The sequence below is a fragment of the Streptomyces sp. NPDC051219 genome (assembly GCF_040682335.1).
Lineage (GTDB): Bacteria > Actinomycetota > Actinomycetes > Streptomycetales > Streptomycetaceae > Streptomyces.
In genome coordinates this window covers 1-18,573 of the sequence record NZ_JBFBAS010000011.1, presented here as the reverse complement: position 1 = coordinate 18,573, position 18,573 = coordinate 1, and the positions used below count along the sequence as shown (strand labels likewise).

General features: G+C 68.9%; 19 protein-coding genes and 1 pseudogene. 11 read left to right on the top strand and 9 right to left on the bottom strand.

Going from position 1 to position 18,573, the window contains the following annotated elements; all coding sequences use genetic code 11:
- Entirely contained in the window at window positions 1–498 is a 498-nt protein-coding gene (locus tag AB0M62_RS15245; RefSeq protein WP_366074649.1) for a hypothetical protein, read from the top strand.
- A gap of 155 nt (window positions 499–653) precedes the next feature.
- Here AB0M62_RS15245 and AB0M62_RS15240 read toward each other — a convergent pair whose 3' ends face one another.
- Both AB0M62_RS15240 and AB0M62_RS15235 read right to left on the bottom strand, forming a co-directional pair.
- On the bottom strand, window positions 654–1,115 hold the full coding sequence (locus AB0M62_RS15240) for a hemerythrin domain-containing protein (protein WP_366074648.1): 462 nt from the start codon (window positions 1,113–1,115) through the stop codon (window positions 654–656).
- Entirely contained in the window at window positions 1,105–1,905 is an 801-nt protein-coding gene (locus AB0M62_RS15235) for an alpha/beta hydrolase (RefSeq protein ID WP_366074647.1), read from the bottom strand. Before AB0M62_RS15235 ends, AB0M62_RS15240 begins: the two co-directional genes overlap by 11 nt.
- Before the next feature lie 348 nt (window positions 1,906–2,253).
- On the opposite strand from AB0M62_RS15235, the pseudogene AB0M62_RS15230 reads away from it, so the two are divergent.
- From AB0M62_RS15230 to AB0M62_RS15220, 3 genes and pseudogenes are all read left to right on the top strand, one after another.
- Window positions 2,254–3,654, top strand: a pseudogene (locus AB0M62_RS15230) (ABC transporter ATP-binding protein); the annotation flags it as partial.
- A gap of 215 nt (window positions 3,655–3,869) precedes the next feature.
- Window positions 3,870–4,577, top strand: coding sequence for a hypothetical protein (locus AB0M62_RS15225; RefSeq protein ID WP_366074646.1), 708 nt, complete (start codon window positions 3,870–3,872; stop codon window positions 4,575–4,577).
- Between the two features lie 107 nt (window positions 4,578–4,684).
- Window positions 4,685–5,722: a glutathione S-transferase C-terminal domain-containing protein gene (locus AB0M62_RS15220; RefSeq protein ID WP_366074645.1), complete on the top strand. Its 1,038-nt coding sequence runs from the start codon at window positions 4,685–4,687 to the stop codon at window positions 5,720–5,722.
- Between the two features lie 88 nt (window positions 5,723–5,810).
- Here AB0M62_RS15220 and AB0M62_RS15215 read toward each other — a convergent pair whose 3' ends face one another.
- Window positions 5,811–6,836 (bottom strand): SDR family oxidoreductase, encoded by a 1,026-nt coding sequence (locus AB0M62_RS15215; protein ID WP_366074644.1) that lies wholly within the window; start codon window positions 6,834–6,836, stop codon window positions 5,811–5,813.
- A 288-nt stretch (window positions 6,837–7,124) separates the two neighbouring features.
- Here AB0M62_RS15215 and AB0M62_RS15210 point away from each other — a divergent pair, with 288 nt between their 5' ends.
- Complete coding sequence (locus AB0M62_RS15210) at window positions 7,125–7,853, top strand: VOC family protein (RefSeq protein ID WP_366074643.1); 729 nt, start codon at window positions 7,125–7,127, stop codon at window positions 7,851–7,853.
- 13 nt (window positions 7,854–7,866) lie between these two features.
- Here AB0M62_RS15210 and AB0M62_RS15205 read toward each other — a convergent pair whose 3' ends face one another.
- Window positions 7,867–8,928, bottom strand: a complete 1,062-nt coding sequence (locus tag AB0M62_RS15205) for a PHP domain-containing protein (RefSeq protein WP_366074642.1) — start codon at window positions 8,926–8,928, stop codon at window positions 7,867–7,869.
- A 129-nt stretch (window positions 8,929–9,057) separates the two neighbouring features.
- Here AB0M62_RS15205 and AB0M62_RS15200 point away from each other — a divergent pair, with 129 nt between their 5' ends.
- Window positions 9,058–10,446: an NADP-dependent succinic semialdehyde dehydrogenase gene (locus AB0M62_RS15200; RefSeq protein ID WP_366074641.1), complete on the top strand. Its 1,389-nt coding sequence runs from the start codon at window positions 9,058–9,060 to the stop codon at window positions 10,444–10,446.
- Between the two features lie 259 nt (window positions 10,447–10,705).
- On the top strand, window positions 10,706–11,140 hold the full coding sequence (locus AB0M62_RS15195) for a subtilase-type protease inhibitor (RefSeq protein ID WP_366074639.1): 435 nt from the start codon (window positions 10,706–10,708) through the stop codon (window positions 11,138–11,140).
- A gap of 76 nt (window positions 11,141–11,216) precedes the next feature.
- On the opposite strand, the gene AB0M62_RS15190 is transcribed toward AB0M62_RS15195, so the two are convergent.
- The 3 genes from AB0M62_RS15190 to AB0M62_RS15180 form a co-directional block, all read right to left on the bottom strand.
- Entirely contained in the window at window positions 11,217–11,459 is a 243-nt protein-coding gene (locus tag AB0M62_RS15190) for a hypothetical protein (RefSeq protein WP_366074638.1), read from the bottom strand.
- Window positions 11,456–11,926: a YoaK family protein gene (locus tag AB0M62_RS15185; RefSeq protein WP_366074637.1), complete on the bottom strand. Its 471-nt coding sequence runs from the start codon at window positions 11,924–11,926 to the stop codon at window positions 11,456–11,458. The genes AB0M62_RS15190 and AB0M62_RS15185 overlap by 4 nt, the downstream gene beginning before the upstream one ends.
- Before the next feature lie 123 nt (window positions 11,927–12,049).
- The gene (locus AB0M62_RS15180) at window positions 12,050–13,549 is read right to left on the bottom strand and encodes a UDP-N-acetylmuramoyl-L-alanyl-D-glutamate--2,6-diaminopimelate ligase (RefSeq protein WP_366074636.1); all 1,500 of its coding nucleotides are present in this window, start codon (window positions 13,547–13,549) and stop codon (window positions 12,050–12,052) included.
- A gap of 308 nt (window positions 13,550–13,857) precedes the next feature.
- Between AB0M62_RS15180 and AB0M62_RS15175 the strand changes: the two genes are divergently transcribed.
- Window positions 13,858–14,316 (top strand): DUF5709 domain-containing protein, encoded by a 459-nt coding sequence (locus tag AB0M62_RS15175; RefSeq protein ID WP_366074635.1) that lies wholly within the window; start codon window positions 13,858–13,860, stop codon window positions 14,314–14,316.
- Between the two features lie 511 nt (window positions 14,317–14,827).
- Here the strand turns inward: AB0M62_RS15175 and AB0M62_RS15170 are convergent.
- Together AB0M62_RS15170 and AB0M62_RS15165 are read right to left on the bottom strand one after the other, a co-directional pair.
- Window positions 14,828–14,959 (bottom strand): hypothetical protein, encoded by a 132-nt coding sequence (locus AB0M62_RS15170; protein WP_366074634.1) that lies wholly within the window; start codon window positions 14,957–14,959, stop codon window positions 14,828–14,830.
- An 838-nt stretch (window positions 14,960–15,797) separates the two neighbouring features.
- Window positions 15,798–15,989 (bottom strand): hypothetical protein, encoded by a 192-nt coding sequence (locus tag AB0M62_RS15165; RefSeq protein ID WP_366074633.1) that lies wholly within the window; start codon window positions 15,987–15,989, stop codon window positions 15,798–15,800.
- Between the two features lie 402 nt (window positions 15,990–16,391).
- Here AB0M62_RS15165 and AB0M62_RS15160 point away from each other — a divergent pair, with 402 nt between their 5' ends.
- From AB0M62_RS15160 to AB0M62_RS15150, 3 genes are all read left to right on the top strand, one after another.
- Window positions 16,392–16,778, top strand: coding sequence for a hypothetical protein (locus tag AB0M62_RS15160; protein ID WP_366074632.1), 387 nt, complete (start codon window positions 16,392–16,394; stop codon window positions 16,776–16,778).
- 47 nt (window positions 16,779–16,825) lie between these two features.
- Window positions 16,826–17,386: a peptidase inhibitor family I36 protein gene (locus AB0M62_RS15155; RefSeq protein WP_366074631.1), complete on the top strand. Its 561-nt coding sequence runs from the start codon at window positions 16,826–16,828 to the stop codon at window positions 17,384–17,386.
- A gap of 168 nt (window positions 17,387–17,554) precedes the next feature.
- Window positions 17,555–17,980: a peptidase inhibitor family I36 protein gene (locus AB0M62_RS15150; protein ID WP_366074630.1), complete on the top strand. Its 426-nt coding sequence runs from the start codon at window positions 17,555–17,557 to the stop codon at window positions 17,978–17,980.
- Window positions 17,981–18,573 lie beyond the last annotated feature (593 nt).

The following is an 18,573-nucleotide window of genomic DNA, read 5'->3' as shown; positions in this document are numbered from 1 at the left end:
ATGGCCCGGCTCACCGAGGAGTCCAAGACCCGTAACGAGGCCGCGATCCGAGCCGCCATGGAACGGATCCTGAAGGGAGATCTCCCGCCCGGCGGCAGGGCTGACCTGAAGACCCTCGCCGCCCTGGCCGGCGTGACCCGCACCGGTTTCTATTCCAAGAAGAACCGCGACGGAACCGCCCGGCCTGGCGCTTACCAGCACCTCGCCGAAGAGTTCGAGCGCAGGTTGAACGAACTCCGCGACGCCGGAGGGATCGTCGATCCCCGAATCGCGCAGATTGAACGGCTCAAGGCACAGAATGCCGAGCTCAAAGAGCGCATCGTCACCCGCGACGAGCAGATCGCGCAGCTCGCCGAGTTCAGAACCCTGGCGATCTCTCGCCTTGCGGCTCAGCACGACGAGATCGAGCGTCTGCGCAGGCAAGTCACCGACAACAGCGTCGTACGACGGCTGCCAGAAGCCACGAACCACATCGCGCCCTTCGGCTCGTGTAGTTAGGGCCGGTCGCGGTTCGTGACACGGGTCCGGTTCACCGCTTCACCGAAACCTCGGCGGTCGCGGTTCAGGACCCGGGCGAGGCGGTGGCGGTTCCGCTCGAACCCAGGTGGGATTCCCGGTCGCGCCGTCGGCGGGCGGCGCGACCGGGACGCGGCTCAGCTAATCGGGCCGAAGATCTCGGTGCGGTCGAAGTCGGCGTCCATGCCGTCCAGCACCGCTCCCAATTGCTTCTCCGCGTACTTGAAGTGCGTCTCCATGACCGCCTCGATCCCGTCCAGGTGGCGGTGTGCCACCTCCGGGTCGGTCGAGTCGGCCACCGCCTTCTGCAATCCACCGATGAGATGCTCGATCATGTTGTGGTCCTGAGTCAGCTTCGCGACCACCGGCGCCAGGTCGGGTCGCGCCCGCACCAGTTCCGGGAACAGCGAACCGTCCTCGGCGCGGTGGTGGCCGGACAGGGCAGCGCAGAACCCGTGGCAGAACAACAGCAGGTCGGTGGCGGCGTCAGCGGGGTCGCCGCCGTCCAATCCCGCCCGCGCCAGCGCCAACGCATTGCGCAGCTTGCCGTGCACCCGCCGCAGTTCCCCGCCCCAGGCGGTGACGCGGTCAGTCGGCAAGAACGCCCTCCCGTCGCAGCCAGGCCGCGCACGCGGTCGTCCAGGACGCGGTGTGCGGCTCGCGCGCAATGAACTTATGCGGCTCGCCGCCGTATTCCACGCCGTCGGCCAGGCCGATGCCGTGGCTGCCGCCCGGGTAGACGTGCAACTCCACCGGTACCGCGGCGGCCGCCAGCGCCCGGGTCCACTCCAGGGCGTTGGGCAGGCCCGGCGGGTCCTGAGCGGTGGCCCATACGAAGGTCGGGCACACCGACGCGTCCACATGCTTGGCCGGGGATAGCTCGTCCTTGATGGGCAGCAGGTCGCCGAGCAGGTTCTCGACCACCGGCGGCGGCAGCAGGTCGAGGTCGGCCAGCGCGTAGGCCAGGATCGCGAAGTCCGGTCGGGGCGGGGCGGCGACGACCTCCTCGATGGACAGGACCCGGCCGGTCATGAGCAGGCCGGCGAGTTGGCCGCCCGCGCTTGATCCGATGACGCCGACCCGGCCGACGTCGAGGCCGTGGTCGCCGTTGCGGATGTGGTCCAACCCGGCCCGGGCGTCTTCGAGCGGGGCCGGGAACCGGTCCGGCAGCAGCCGGTAGGACAGGACGAAGGCGTGGATTCCGAGGCCGGACAGCCAGCGCGCGTAGCCTTCGCCCTCGTGCGGTGGAAGTTCCCGGAAGCCGCCGCCGGGCAGGACGAGGACGGCGGGTCGGGGGCCGAAGAACCGGTCCTCGGCGGGGTAAAGCGTGATCTTCTGTGAAATTGGGGTGGGAATGGCCGGAGCCACCTTTCGATGCGACGCCTCCATGCCTGACGATCCATCCGCCACCGGCACGCGACGCTGCCTGAAACTATAACCGCCAAGGCCAGAAGGGCGGTTGCGTCGCGCTGCCGCAATGGCGTCAGGGTGAGCACGCAGTCTCCGAGGACCGCGAGTCGGCGTCATCGCCTCACACTGCGTTCTCGGCAACGTCAAGCGCGCCTTGCGCATGCCGCCTTCTCAAGCAGCCGCGCGGCGGCCCCTCCGACTGGGATGCTGGTTACTCGTAACACCCGGGAAAGGCACACGCTGATGCACCGCAGCGCGTCGCACGCCGGAGCGCCAGCCCTCTGGAATGCGACACGACCTGCGGGGGACACGGTGTCTGCAACGACTAATCCCGTTCTGCTCCCCCTGCTGGCCGTCATGACCCTGCCGAGTGCGTGGAGTTCGCTGACGATCGCCCGCCGCCGGTACGTCTCGTTCCACACCTGGGTCCAGCACGCCCGCGCGGGCCAGTTGCTGGGACGGCTGCTGATCGACACCCAGGCCGCGCCCGAGGTCCGGGTGCACGGCGTGGCGCCGTTCCTCCTGAGGCACTTCCGTGCGATGGCCCAGACCGGGGAGCGGGAGCAGACGCGGCTGGCGCGGCTCGCGGCCCGTACCGGGCTGATCGCGGCCGCCGGCACGGGAATCGCGGCCACGACCACCTACGGCGTGCTCGGGCTGCTGCTGTGGAGCGGTGCGATGGCACTGTCCGTGGCCGGCACGGCGGTCATCGCCATCCGGTCCGGGTCGTCCAGCCTCGAGAACCTCGTCGTGCAGATCAACTACCTGCACGAGGAGAGCCTGTTCGTCGGCGACCTGGACCGGCTGTGCACGGAGGCCGACCGGCGCTCGATCCCCGCGGGTGGCCGTGACCTGCCCGAAGAACTGAGGGAAATCCGCTTCTCGGACGTCACGTTCACCTATCCGGGTACGGACAACGAGCCCGCGCTGAAGGGCGTGGACGTCACCATCCCCACCGGTCGGACCGTCGCCCTGGTCGGGAGCAACGGCAGCGGAAAGAGCACGCTCGTCCGGCTGCTGTGCGGTTTGTACGCCCCGGACAGCGGCACCGTCCACTGGGACGGTGTGGACGCCGCCGAGGCCGACCGGGCGCAGATCTTCTCCCGTATCGCGGTGGTGGCGCAGGACTTCTTCCGGTGGCCTTTCACCGCGCGCGTCAACGTCGCCATCGGCCGTACCGACACCCCGCCCGCCGACGGACTGCTCGAGGCCGCGGCACGTTACTCCGGGGCGGACGAGGTGATCGCCGACCTCCCGCACGGCTGGGAGACACTGCTGGCCCGGGGCTACAAGGGTGGCCATCAGATCTCGGGCGGACAGTGGCAGCGCCTGGGCATCGCCCGGGCCCGGCTGCGGGACGCGGAGATCCTCGTGGTCGATGAGCCGACCAGTGCCCTGGACGCCCAGGCGGAACAGCAGGTCTTCGACCGGATCCGAGACCTCGCCGCCGAAGGCCAGACGGTCATCCTGATCACACACCGGCTGCACAGCGTGCGGCACGCGGACGACATCTACGTGCTCGAGCACGGCATGGTCGCCGAGCACGGAACGTTCGAGCAGCTGATGCGGCCCGGCGCGGCCGGCATCTTCCGGGAGATGTACCTGACACAGTCGCGCGCCTACCAGGTGACCGACGCCTCCGTACCGGCCCAGGCAGGCCGTACCAAGGCACCGGACGAGGCGCACCCGCACGCCGGCGCCCAGGTCGACGGTGAGCTCCACGGCTGACTCCTGCCGCCCGACGGCACGATTGCGCGGCCCATCGGCGGTACGTACCCTGGGCCTGGCGCCATCCCGCGCCTCACCCCCGTTCCGGTGCTCACGCCACCGGCGTCGTGGGGGCAAAGGGAGCTCATGCTCTCGGGATGCCGGCAGCATGCCCTATCCGGCGGGGCCGACGGGAGCGTGAGTCCTGCGGTCGCGCCGTTGGCAGGGAGCATGTGATGACCAGGCAGAAGTCCTTCAAGAAGCGCGTACGGACCCGTATGGACAAGACGGGCGAGAGCTACACCGCCGCGCGTCGCCAGGTGCTCGACAAGGCCGGGACCGAGCCCGCGGAGGCGGCGCCCGCGGAGCACGAGCAGGCGGCGCCCGCGGCCACCGGAATCAGGGCCCAGCAGCTGCCCGACGCGGCCGTCCGGGAGCGGACCGGTCGCAGTGGCGAGGAGTGGTTCACCCTTCTCGACACCTGGGGAGGCACCGAGCGCACTCACACCGAGATCGCCCGCTTCCTCGTCGAGGAGCACGGAGTCGACGGCTGGTGGGCCCAGAGCGTCACGGTGGCGTACGAGCAGGCCCGCGGGATGCGCGCACCGGGGCAGAAGTCCGACGGATACTTCTCCGCCGGGGCCAGCAAGACCGTCTCCGTCTCCGTCGACCGCCTCTTCGAGGCGTTCGAGAACACCGCCCTGCGCGAACGCTGGCTGCCCGGCGCGCGGGTCCGGGTGCGTACGGCCACCGCCGCGAAGTCGTTCCGGGCGGACTGGGAGGACGGACCGACCCGGCTCGTGGTCGGCTTCACGGCCAAAGGTGAGGCGAAGGCGCTGGTCGGCGTCCAGCACGAGAGGCTGACCGACGCCGACACGGCGGCTCGTATGAAGGCGTACTGGCGGGAGCGCCTCGCCGTCCTGAAGGACCTGCTGGAGGCCTGACCCGGCAGGTGTGCGTACGCGGCGGCACATGGACCCGCGGCACCTGGGCAGGGTGGGGCGCGGGGGGCGAACGCGAACGCACACCGGGCAGGAAGGGAACGCTCGTCGTGGACAGCACCGACAGCGCCGCACACCGGAACGAAGACTACGAAGAGACCGAGTTCAAGCGCTCGACCAGCCATTTCGCGGACCGGATCACCGCCGACGCACGGGACGGCTGGCCGGTCGCGGCCGGCCGCTACCGGCTGGTCGTGAGCCGCGCGTGCCCCTGGGCGAACCGTACGCAGATCTCCCGCCGGTTGCTCGGTCTGGAGCCGGCCATCTCGCTGGCGATCACGGACCCGGTCCAGGACGAGCGGAGCTGGCGCTTCACCCTGGATCCGGAAGGCAAGGACCCGGTTCTCGGCATCCGGCTTCTCAGCGAGGCCTACAACCAACGCGAGAAGGAGTATCCCGGCGGTGTCAGCGTGCCGGCGCTCGTGGACATCGCCAGCCGCCGGCTGGTGACCAACGACTTCCAGCGGATCACGCTGGACTTCGCGACCGAGTGGGGCGCGCTGCACCGCGACGGCGCTCCCGACCTGTACCCCGAGCACCTCCGCGACGAGATCGACGAAGTCATGGAGGCCGTCTATCGCGACGTCAACAACGCGGTCTATCAGGCGGGGTTCGCCTCGCGGCAGTCCGCATACGACGAGGCGTACGAGAAGCTCTTCGCCCGGCTGGACCTGCTCTCCCAGCGCCTGGCCGGCCGGCGGTACCTGGTCGGCGACACCATCACCGAGGCCGACATCCGGCTCTTCACCACCCTCGTCCGCTTCGACGCCGTCTACCACGGCCACTTCAAGTGCAATCGCAACAAGATCAGCGAGGACCCGGTGCTGTGGGCCTACGCCCGGGACCTGTTCCAGACGCCCGGGTTCGGCGACACCGTGGACTTCGACCACATCAAGCGGCACTACTACCAGGTGCACTCCGGCATCAATCCCACCCGGATCGTGCCATGCGGGCCGGACCTGTCCGGCTGGCTGACCCCGCACCACCGCGAGCAGTTGGGCGGACGTCCGTTCGGCGACGGAACCCCGCCCGGACCGCCGCCGGCAGCCGAGGCGGTCCCGGCCGGGGGGCGCGCCGCAGCGGCCTGACGCGCCCCTCCCCTTCTCCTGCGTCGCCCTCGCACGCGGCGAGCGGGGGCCGGTCCGGGCCGTCGGCCCTCCTGCCGCGTGCCGGCCGTCAGCCCACCTTGTGCCCGGCCAGCGGCGCGGTGTCCATTCCGCTGCCTTCCCGCAACCCGAGGAGAAACTCCTCGATGGCCTCGACGGCCGTGTGCTCGGCATGCCAGCCGAGTTCGTCCCGGGCCCGAGTGCAGTCCATCAGCGGCAGATGCAGCACCGCGTCGAAGAGCTGCGGCGATGCCGGTACGAGGTGCATTCCCCAGGCGGCGGACAGGATCGAGCGCGCCATCGTGCGCGGCACCCGCAGTACGCGCGCGTCGAGCAGCCGGGCCAGCACCTTGGCGTCGACGGGCGGCTCGGCGGCCACGTTGAAGGGGCCGCGGACCTCTCGCTCCACGGCGAGCCGGTACGCCTGCGCCGCGTCGTCGGTGTGCATGGCCTGGAACCGCAGCCCCGCGATGCCGGGCACGGCGGGCAGCATGCCCGGCCGGAGGAGGGCTCCGGGTATGAAGCGTCCGGCGAAAATACGGCGCTGTTCGCTCGCCGACTCCTTCTTGAACAGGAAGCCGGGCCGCATACGCACCACCCGGATGCCGGGATGCCGCGGCTCGAAGGCGTCCAAGGTCCTTTCCAGATAAGCCTTTTCGACGCAGTATCCCGCTTCCGGCCAGCCGTGGGTCGGCCACCCCTCGTCCACCGTACGGTCCTTGGGTCCCGGTGAGTACGCCCCCACGGACGAGGCGTGTACGAGTACGGGGACGCCGGCGGCCGCCACGGCCTGGAACACGCGTACGCTGCCCAGAACGTTCGTACACCAGGTCACCGCCGGTTCGTGCGTCGGCTGGAACTTCCAGGCGAGATGGACGACGGCGTCCGCGCCTTCGAAGTAGCCTTCCAGGCCGGGGTCGATCGACAGATCCGCGGCGGCCCACTCCGTCTTCTCCGGTGACCAGGCGGGGATCCTCCGCGCGATGCCCAGGACGGACGCGATCGACGGGTCCTCACCCAGTGCCTTCACCACGCTGGTGCCGCAGTTCCCGGTGGCACCGGTGACGACGACCCGCTTGCCGGACGAAGATCCCATGGGTCCGCTCCCTCCTGGGAGACCCCCCTGCGCAATCGGCGGCACCCCGCGTGTCCCGCTCCCCCGCCGCCGCTCCCCAGTATCCCGTCACGCGGAACTCACCGTCCACTCCTGGCCCGCAGACACGGTGTGTGACCGGCCGGCCGGTCCTACGTTGCGGGGTCCTGCGGCGCGGTGCAGGGTGGAACCCGAAATGCTCATGAGACCCCGGGGCACACACAAAAGTGAGGCGAGTCTGGCATGACCTCAAGTCATGCAGTCTATGGAGCGCCGTGCTGGGTCAGCCTCATGGCCCGAGACCTCTCAGCCGCGCAGGAGTTCTACGGCGCGGTCCTCGGCTGGACGTTCCGTCCCGCGACGCGGCTGGGCAAGGAGTTCTCCGTCGCCATGCGCGACGGGGTACCCATCGCCGGTATCGGAGCGCTGGCGCACACGCTGCAGATCGCGGTGTCCTGGACGCCGTACTTCGCCGTCGACGACGCGGACGAGACCGCCGCGCGCATCCGGGAGCGCATGGGCACGGTCGCCGTGGGTCCCCTGGCCTTCGGAACCGGCCGCGCGGCGCTCGCGGCGGACCGCGACGGCGCGGTGTTCGGCTTCTGGGAAGGCGAGGTGCTGCCCGACTGGACCGCGACGGAAGGCAGCTCGCCGGCCTGGATCGAACTGCGTACCCGCAACGCCTTCGACGCCGCCATCTTCTACGGCGAGGTCCTCGGCTGGGCCGGTGGGCGTCCGGACTGCTGCGAGGTCGACTACGAAGACGACCATGTCGTCCTGCGGCAGGGCAACAGCATCGTGGCGAGGCTAAGCAGCGGCGGCGTGGAGGCGGCTCCCGACCCGCATGTCCGCCCGCGGTGGCACGTGTACTTCCTGGTGGACGATGTCGAGGCCGCGGTGCGTGAGGCGGAGCGGCTCGGCGGAAGCGTGGCCCCCACCCCGGAGGCCGACGCCGCGGCGGGCAGGGTCACCCTGCGCGATCCGGACGGCGGACTGTTCACCGTGGCGGCCCACGAGTAGGGAAGGTCTCGGATCAGGGCCGCCCGGCCCGGTCAACGGCTTGGGGAGGACCCGCGCCGGGGGCACGGCGCGTGCGGGTCCACTCGAGGAGCTCGTCCGCGGTCCACGTGTTGACCACCCGCTCGGCCGGCACGTCGCAGTCCTCGGCGCGTGCGCATCCGATGATCTGCCAGTCGAGCTGGCCGGGCGCGTGGGCGTCCGTGTCGACCGTGAAGAGCGTCCCCGCGGCCAGTGCCCGGCGGATCAGACGCCGGGGCGGGTCCTGCCGCTCGGGGCGGCTGTTGATCTCCACCGCCGTGCCGTGTTCGGCACATGCGGCGAACACCCGCTCCGCGTCGAACTGCGATTCGGGCCGCTTCCTGCCCGCGAGCAGGCGGCCGGTGCAATGGCCGAGCACATCGGTCAGCGGGTTCTCGACCGCCCTGACCATCCGCCGGGTCATCGCGGCCGAGTCCATGCGCAGCTTGGAGTGGACGGAGGCGACGACGACGTCGAGCCGTTCCAGCAGCTCCGGTTCCTGATCGAGGGAGCCGTCGAGCAGGATGTCGCACTCGATTCCGGTGAGGAGGCGGAAGGGAGCCCACTCCCGATTGAGCCGCTCCACGATGTCCAGCTGCTCCCGTAGCCGTTCCACGGACAGTCCACGCGCGATCGTCAGGCTGGGCGAATGGTCGGTGAGCGCTGCCCACTCGTGCCCCAGCGCGGCGGCTGCCCGGCCCATCTCCTCGATGGGGCTGCCTCCGTCCGACCAGTCCGAATGCAGGTGGCAGTCACCGCGCAGCGCCGCAAGCAGCCGCTCGCCACCCTCGGCCAGCGGCGCCGCCGCCTCTTCTTCCAGTCGCCGGAGGTAGCTGGGCACCTCGCCCGTCAGCGCCTCCTCCACGACCCGCGCCGTCTTCGGCCCGATGCCCTTGACCTTCTCCAGCGTTCCGTCAGCAGCCCGTCGGCGCACCTCATCCAGCGGCATACCGGCCAGAGCCTGGGCGGCGTTGCGAAAGGCGCGCACCCGGTAGGTCTCCGCCAGGGAACGCTCCAGGAGAAAGGCGATCCGGTCCAGTGCCTCCACCGGGTGCATGCGCGGCTCCTTCGCCTCCCGACACCTTCCCGCCCAGTCTCGGCGACGTGCCGGACCCCCGCATCCCGCGTTGCGTGAGCGACCGGGGCGCGGCAAGGTCGGTGATGCGAGCTCAAGGAGGACACACCCATGCCCATCGCAACGGTGAACCCCGTGAACGGTGAAACGCTCCGTACGTTCGACGCGCTGAGCCCCGAGGAGATCGAACGCAGGCTGGCCGCCGCCGCGAGCGCGTTCCGCACGTACCGCACCACCGACTTCGCCGAACGGGCGCGGCTGATGAACGCGGCGGCCGGTCTTCTGGAGGGCGACCAGAAGGACATCGCCCGCACGATGACCACCGAGATGGGCAAGCCGATCGCGGCCGCGCGCGCCGAGGCGGCGAAGTGCGTGAAGGCGATGCGCTGGTACGCCGAGCACGCCGAGGCGCTGCTCGCGGACGAGCTGCCCTCCGAGGCCGACGTACGGGACTCGGGCGCGTCCGCGGTACGGGTGTGCTACCGGCCGCTGGGCGCGGTACTGGCCGTGATGCCGTGGAACTTCCCGCTGTGGCAGGTCGTACGGTTCGCGGCTCCCGCGCTCATGGCGGGCAATGTCGGCCTGCTCAAGCACGCTTCGAACGTTCCGCAGACCGCGCTGTACCTGGGTGACCTCTTCCGGCGGGCGGGCTTCCCCGAGGGGTGCTTCCAGACTCTGCTGGTGGGCTCCGGCGCGATCGAGGCGATTCTGCGTGACGACCGGGTGGCCGCGGCGACACTCACCGGGAGTGAGCCGGCCGGCCGGTCGGTGGCGTCGATCGCGGGTGACGTGGTCAAGAAGACGGTCCTGGAACTCGGCGGCAGCGACCCGTTCGTGGTGATGCCGTCGGCCGACATCGAGCGGGCGGCCGCGACCGCCGTGACGGCACGGGTGCAGAACAACGGGCAGTCCTGCATCGCCGCCAAGCGCTTCATCGTCCATACGGACGTCTACGACGCGTTCACCGAGCGCTTCACTGCGCGCATGGCGGCGCTGACCGTGGGCGATCCGATGGCGGAGTCGACCGATGTCGGTCCGCTGGCCAGCGAGCAGGGCCGCGCCGATGTCGAGGAGCTGGTGGAGGACGCCGTACGCAAGGGTGCGACGGTCCTGTGCGGTGGCGGCCGCCCCGAGAACCACGACCGTGGCTGGTTCTACTCCCCCACCGTGCTGGCCGGCATCACTGCGGAGATGCGTATCCATCGCGAGGAGGCGTTCGGGCCCGTGGCCACCCTCTACCGGGTGTCGAGCCTCGACGAGGCGGTGGACGTCGCCAACGACTCGCCCTTCGGGCTCAGTTCCAACGTGTGGACCCGCGACGACGGCGAGGTGCGGCGCTTCGTACGCGACATGGAGGCGGGCGGGGTGTTCTTCAACGGCATGACGGCCTCGCACCCCGCCTTTCCCTTCGGCGGCGTCAAGCGGTCGGGCTATGGGCGTGAACTCTCAGAACACGGCATCCGGGAGTTCTGCAACATGACGACCGTGTGGCACGGCTGAAATCGACCCCTACGCCTAACAATCCACGGTTCAAGGATTTCTCTGCCTTAAATTCAGCTGATCAACTAACCGGAACAGCTTTCTTCGGCCGTTTGCGGAAAACCCTCCCCCACAGGTCAACCGCACCGCGGCCGCCACAACCTGCACTCGAGCCCTCACACGGAGCGACCGGATCTGGTCGTAGGGTGAAGTGGTCTTCATCCGCGTGAGCAAGACTCGCGTCCGATTTCCGAAACCTCGACCCAGAGGAGTGTTCGAAATGCGGTACACCGCAAGGAGTCTGACGCTTGTAGCCGCCACCCTGGCGCTCACCGCGCTGCCCGGCGCCGGCACGGCCGGTGCCACGCAGTCCGGGGCGGACAGCCTGTACGCACCGTCCGCCCTGGTGCTCACCATCACCGAGGGCGCCGACCCCGAGAGCGGAACGGTGCAGCGCGCGGTGACCATCAGCTGTGCACCCACCCCCAGCGGTACACACCCCGACCCGGCCGGGGCCTGCGCCGAGCTGAGCGCCACCGAAGCCCAGCTCGACGCCATCACCGTTCCCGGCTCCCACGCCACCTGTACCAAGGAGTGGGACCCGGTCACCGTGACGGCGGACGGCGTGTGGGAAGGCCGGCGCCTCTCCTACGTCCACACCTTCGGCAACCCCTGCGCCATGGACAGCGGCCGCGGCACGGTGTTCAGCTTCTGAGGACCGCTCGCCGGTGAGGAGCTGCGGCCCGGCGGGGCCCGCAGCTCCTCAAACCGCCGCAGCTGAGCGGTACGAGTCAGCGCGCTCCGCGCGGGTGGAGCCGAGGCCTGGTGGCGTATCCGACGCCGACGGCGAGGACGGTCCCCGCCACAGCGAGCAGGACGCCGGCCGGAGGCCAATCCGCGCGGATCAGCCACGCGCCGGCGAGGCCGCCCAGGAACATCGCCAGAACGGAGGCTGTCCTGCGAGCCGTCGCACCGCTGCCGTAGCCGAGTGCGGTGTCGTGCCCGAGAGGCGATCCGCTGATCATCGCGGTCATGGCCCGGGTGACCAGAGTGGTCGCAGATCCGGCACATGAGCGCGCAGCGTGGTCACGTTGCGTACGCCCATGGCAAGCGCCACCAGGGCGATCACCACCACATGCCGGCCGGAGGGCGAGCCGTCCGCCCGCTCGAGTCCCCAGGCCGCGAACGCCGCGACGGCCAGCAGACACGACTCCACGAGCAGCGCCACGACGAACCACCGGCGCTGCCGGGCGTCCACCCCGGACTCCAGCCTGGCGCCGGCGACCGTTCCGAGGGCGAACGCCCCGAGCGAGATGGCGGACGCCGCGGCGGACAGACCGCCCTCGCGCATGAGGGCGAACCCGAGGAACAGCACATTGCCCGTCTGCATCGCGGTGAACACGGGTCCGAGCGCGAGGAAACTGACCGCTTCGACCATGCCCGTCGTCATCGTCAGCACCACCATCACAGCGGTCAGGGCACCTCCGGGCTTCGGCTGCAAGGGCGCTCCTGGGTGCGGCGGTGTCCCGCCAGTGTCGGCACACCGCGCCCGCGCCCGGAGGATTGCGCCGACCGTGGGCAGGGCCCGGCCGACCTGCCTACCCGTGCTCCGCCCGGAACCCGCTTACCGCGGCGCCGCGGCGAGTTCCCGCACCGTCGCCATGTCGCTGAAGGGGAGCAGTTGTTCGCCGACGATCTGGTACGGCTCGCTGCCCTTCCCCGCGATGAGGACGATGTCGTACCGCTCGGCGGCGGACAGCGCGAAGGCAATCGCCGAGCGGCGGTCGGCGATCCGCTCGAAGCGCGTACCGGTCCCGGTCAGACCGGGGGCGATCTGGTCCAGGATCCCTTCCGGGTCCTCGTTGCGGGGGTTGTCGGAGGTGAGGACGCACAGGTCGGAGAGGGTCCCGGCGATCTCTCCCATCAGTGCGCGCTTGGTGACGTCCCGGTCGCCGCCGCAGCCGAAGACGGTGATGACCCTGCCCGGGGCGAAGTCGCGGATGGCGGTCAGCACTTTGTCCAGGGAGTCCGGGGAGTGCGCGTAGTCCACGATCACCGACGTCCCCCGCGGCGTCTCGAAGCGTTCGAGCCGGCCCGGGACCGGGGGCATCCGGTCGAGCGCCGCAACCAGCCCTTCGAGGTCGTGGCCCAGGAGATGGCAGGCCGCCAGGGTGGCCAGCGCGTTTGCCACGGAGAACCGCCCTGGTACGGGGATCGCCGCCGGATAGACGCGGCCGCCGTAGTGGAGGTTGAAACGGGTGCCGACGGCCGTCATCAGAAGGTCGGTCGCCCGGTAGTCTGCCTCGGCCTCGAGAGCGTACGTGGTCACCTCACCGGGCATCATCGCCAGGATCGAGGCGCCGACCGGGTCGTCCGCGTTGACCACCGCACGCCGGCAGAGTCCCTGGAACAGGCGCAGTTTGGCGTCGCGGTAGTTCTCCATGGTGCCGTGGTCGTCCAGGTGGTCCTGCGTGAGGTTGGTGAAGACCCCGACGTCGATGAAAGCCTCGTCCACCCGGTGGGTCAGCAGGCCCATCGAAGTGGCCTCCAGGACCACGGTGGCGACCCCGCGGTCGCGCATGCACCCCAGCAGGTACTGGAAGTCCGGCGATTCCGGAGTGGTCAGTACCGACCTCGGCATGGGGATCAGCGCGTCTCCGATCCGGCTGCCGGCCGTCCCGATGACTCCCACCTTCGCACCCTCGGCGATCCGCAGCAGCGACTCGACCATGTACGACACCGACGTCTTCCCGTTGGTGCCGGTGACGGCCACCATGTCCATCTCCCGACCGGGCTCGCCGTAGTACCGGGAGGTGACCACCGCGGCCGCTTTCCGGGCGTCCGGCACGCGGACGGCACAGAGCCCGGCGGCGGACGCCCGCACCAAGGCGGGAAGGTCCGGTGCCGCGCCGTCGGCGCTCTCCAGCAGCACCGCCACCGCACCGAGGGCGAGGGCCGGTCCGACGGCCTCCGGGCCCCCCTCGCGGTGACCGGGCACGGCGATGAACAGCGAACCCGGCGAGACGCGGGCGACGTCGAAGCACGTGCCGGCGGTGATCCTCGTCTCCGGATCGCCGTGGAGTACCTCGTGGTCGTGTCCGGCCAGCAGTTCGCTCAACTTCACAGGAGTCCTCTCGAAGGGACGGCAGATCGTGCCACGAGGAAGGAATTCCCCGGGCTGGGTCGAGGGCGGCGCGAGCCCCCGGAAAACGGCCGACGGAGAGTGCTAGCCGTGGCCGTGCAGCGCCCGGCAGCAGGCCGGGGGCGCGATCGGGCGCAGCGCGCGAGGTGCCTGCCCCAGGCACTCCCTCACCGCGTGTGTGCAACCCATGCTCGGAGTGTACGGGCCGGCGGGTGTCCCGCCGACGCCGTCAGGTGCCGGGCGCGGCAGGCGGACGGAGACTGGAAGGGCAGGGGCGGAGAGGAGGAGCCATGACCGAGAGCCCGATGGGCGACGACGTCTACCAGCCGGACGGGTCCGAGGTGCAGGACGACGCCGGGCTGCTGGACGCCGAGGACACACTCGAGGACCCGGCGAAGCAGATCCTCGCAGAGGGATACTCCCCGCCGGAGCGGCCCTGGGCCGTCGAGAAGGTGGGGACCACGGCGTCCGAGCAGCATCGGGGCGAGACCCTCGACGAGCGGCTGGCCCAGGAGGCGCAGGATGTCTCCGCCCCGGAGGGGGACGGACTGGGGGACACGTGGGACACCGACGGCGAACTGATCGACGACGAGGTCGGCGAGACGCGGGCCGGCCGCCTGGTGGCCCCGGACGAGGGCGCGCACTCGATTCTCGAGAAGTCCTTGATCGCTCACGACGTGGGGATCGACGGAGCCGCCTCTGCGGAGGAGGCGGCCGTGCACCTGATACCGGAGTCCGAGGAACCCTGACCGGCCTTCCGTCGGCAGAGCCTGCCGGGCGCCACCGTCAGCCGGGGGAAGGACCTCACCGACGCGCAACGTCTCGACCGGTTCGCCCGCAAGTATGCCCACGACGGTTGCCAGGTCAGAGAAGTCCGGCGGTTCCGCACGACGGCTTGAGTGGCTACGCCTGGTCCGTCCGCTTCACCGAGAATCCGTGACAAGTTGATTACCGCGCAGAGGCTCGCTCAACGCCGCTGAGGGTCTAACTGCGTGACAACCACGGCGGACAGTGCCGAACAACGGCGGACGCATAGGGACGGCAGACAGCAAGGTCCCCGACGAGTACCGCCGCGCCCAGTTGACCGGGCGCGGCGGGTTCGGCCTTGAGGAGACCAGGGATCAGATAGCGTCCCTCGCCGAAGTGGTGGCCGCGGATGATGCCGTCCGCGTCGACGAAGTACAGCGCCGGCCAGTAGTGGTTGTCGAAGGCGGACCAGATTCCGTAGTCGTTGTCGATGACAACCGGGTAGTTGATCCCTCACTCCGTCATCGTCTGCCGCGCGCGCTCGATCTCGTGCTCGAACGAGAACTCCGGCGTGTGGACTCCGACGACCACCCCGTCGTTTCGGTAGGCCTGCGACCAGGCACGGATGTACGGCTGCGCGCGCAACCAGTTGCATGCGCTTCAGAGTCCAGCAGGCCAAGAGAACCAAGTGGCCGTGCAGGTCGGTGCGGCCGAGCGGCTCGGAGTTGCGCCACATGAGCCCGGCCACCTGCTGACGGAAGGTGGTCTGCGGGCAGTCGCGGTTGCAGCAAAGGAGCCGGCGCATCCGCAGGTCGATGACCACCCTGCGGCCCCGGGACCGGAAGGTCCGCCAGCTGCCGCACGTGATGACCGTGCAGGCGATCGGAAACGAACCCGCAGGCAGGACACATGGTCATGAACCTCCACGTCTCCACCCGTATCAGCTCGCCCTCGACCCACACGTGCCTGATCGCCACCGAGGCCATGCTGGGGAACAACTGCTTCGGCGGCCAGGATCTTTAATGCAGTCGCACTCCATGTCGTGGGTGCAGCCGTGGTCGAGGAGCTCGATGATCTGGCTGTACTGCTCGAGTGAGAGCCTGTGCAGAGCGACGTGTGCGCGAGTCCCGTCGCCGACCGCGAGCCATGGATCCGGGCGCCGCCCACGTTGACCATGCACAGTGCAGGCGGCCGGGTATCGGCGAATGCGGTGTGGATGCCGGCGGCTTCGTTGAGGGCCATGGCGACGGTGTGGGCGGCCGCCTTCCGGGCCGCCTTGACCGCGTCGAGGGCGGCGCGTACGGCCGCCAGTACTGGCGGGCACGCGATTCGGTCCATGTGCCATGTCCGAAGGAGCCGGGCCGTAGGTCTGTCTGTCGCCAGCGGCCCGCCATGACCGCGGAGATGAGGATGTGGTGGGACTGGCGGGTGCTGGACGGTCCGGGCGGTTGACCTCGACCACGTGGTGGCCGTGCTGCCGCAGTCACCGGGACAGGCCGGCGCTGTAGCAGCAGGTGCCTTCCAAAGCCACCTGCTCGACGGTGCCGAGGCTGGTGGCCCATGCCTCCAAGGACGCATAGCCAACCGGTGTTGAGGGGATGACGAGCGTGCCGAGCTGGCGCCCGAGCTGGTCGAGAGCGGCAGCGACATGGACGTCGGCGTGGGGTGTCCACACCAAGAGTCACGCTCGTGCTGGGACTCCAGGGCACCTGTCCTTTTGCGGTCCGCCGGGCTGGAGCTGCACCGACGGAGCACCGGGACACAAGTGCGTGAGGCGTGCGAGCCAGGCTCTTATCAGGTCACAGCCGGCGGTCGCTGTCTCGTACTTCAACCAATGCCAGTGCGGGGTTCCCCGGGCGACTGAACAACCGATCCGGCTTGCCTCGTAAGACCACTGCCGATCCGCCTATGCCGAAAGTCTACTTGTGGATCAATGTTCCAGGGCAGAATTCTTGGTCCATCAAGGCCGACCGAAGTACCAGCAAAGGGTGCCGGCCAGTTGTTCGGCGAGTTGACCGATCAACCATCGCCTTGTGGCGAGATTACCCGTCCATTCAGAGATTCCCGAAGGTTCCGAATGATCAAGAGTTTTCGATTCAAGGCTGGAGTGGTCGCCGCGGCGGCCATGGCGGGCCTTCTCGTGTCCGCCCCCAGCGCTAGTGCGGCTGGAAACTGCAACCATTACGGGCAGGCGGGCTACGCACAGCTGTTTACCACCACCAACTACACGGGTGACTGCTGGGAGACGCCTGTCACCACGCAGCAATGGCTCCCCGACTACGTGAAAAACCAAGTCTCTTCCCTCAGGTTTTGGTCGCGGACGGAGCCGGTCCTTGAGCGCAAGCTTGTCCTGGTGGATTACGAGAGCGGGGCAGCATTCACGGCCCAGCCGAGTGAGTGGTGGTCAAGCCTTCCCTCGTGGATGAATGACAAGGCTGACTGGATCGAGTTCCCAGGGCGCTGATGTTTTCATCTAGGGAGACTGAGGCAACTTGCACAGTCGCCGGATGAATGCAAGGTGCATTTATAGTGATTTTCCTAGTCCTGGATGCTCACCAGATCTTCAAGGATGCTGGTCGCAACTACACGTTCGTTTCGCGCCGGCTGACGACACGCAAGGAAGGAATTAGCATGAATCTTCGTCGATCGACACTGAGGTTTGGAATAGCCGCTGCCGCGGTGACTGGGGTGCTCGCCGGCACCGCGACGTCCGCAAGCGCAATCCCGTTTGGCCCCATCAATAGCGGAAGTGGGGGCTGTCCCGCCAACCACGTATGCATGTGGAGCGAAAGCGACTTCCGGACGGGGGAGAGCCGATACGGAGTCGTCGGCTCAGCGGCGTGGGATGCGCCCCATCCCAATACACAGGAGGTGGAATGGGTTGGTCAGATGGGCGGCTGGCAGGGAATGCGGGATAACGCCACCTCCGTGGTGAACAACACGTGGAACAACGTCTGCTTCTACGAGAACACCTGGTACAGCGGTCTCGAATTCAGGATCCAGGGCAAGGAGAAGTGGGCCTACGTGCCGTGGTGGATCGACAACAAGATCGAGTCCCTTAAATGGTGCTGAGCTCGTCCACCCATAGCCAGCTGTTCGGCCGGGATCGCGCCCAGGCAACTGGGGCACGGTCCCGTCGAATAGCGGAGACCATCGCAGGAGCAAGTGATCACGCCCAGTTGATCCTACGATGCGTTTTCAGCCACCAAGTCGAGGAATAACCGAAAGGGTGTTCTAAATATGCGCAGATCGATGATGAGGCTAGGAATAGGCGCGACCGCGCTGGCCATAGTGCTCGCCGGCACGGTCACGTCCGCAAGCGCTACCAAACGAAGCATCGGGACCGGAGTTAATTCGTGCCCCTCCAACTACGTATGCGCGTGGGCCGGACCCAACTTCATAGCAGAGGAGCCGTGGCATAAGTTTGGCGCCATCGCGGCGGACGAGTCAGTACCCGACATGGGCAAGATAGCTACAGGCGTTGATTCCACTACGTGGGGGATGCAGGACTTGACCTCCTCCGTGGTGAACAACACCTGGAGCAGCATCTGCTTCTACGAGAACACCTGGTACAGCGGTCTCGAATTCAAGACAGGCCCCAGGGAGCAGTGGGCCTACGTGCCGTGGTGGTTCGACAACAAGATGAGCTCCTTCAAGTGGTGCTGACCGTTACGCGGGGTTTCGCTTACCCGGGCAGTCCGTCCGGCGATCGAACGAAGCTCCCCACCGGGTAATCTCCAGACGGTCCGGCCATGAAGGCGGGGCCTCCTACACAGCTCGAGGGTGTCGAATCCGACCGAGCAGTAGGAGGCCCTGCCGCAGTTGGCGTGGAGGGGACGGGCGGGCTTCCTGCCGCCCGGGGCTCCCGCCCCGGCAAGCCCAGTGTCCGGAGCGGTACGGCAGGGGCATGACTTGCTGCTTGTGCTTCTGAGCAAGCTCTACGCGCTCTTCGGTGGCCGGGGCCGGGCCTGATCCAAGACATCCGGCTCGACCGCGGAAACGTGATGACGGTGCGGTGCGGCCGCGGTCGAAAAGAAGCAGCGTCTGCGGGAGTTGCGGACGCTCAATCCGCGACAGGGCGATTGCAAAGTCTCATGATCTTGGATCTGTGCTGGTCAGCTGAGGCCGAGGAGAGTCAGCGGCCGTTCGAAGGGGTGGAGGGCTATCTCGCGGAGTCCGGCGGCGATGTTGGTGTGGCCGGCGTGGCGGAGCTGGTTGATCGCGAAGCTGCGGAGGGTGGCCATGTTCTCCGGCCCATG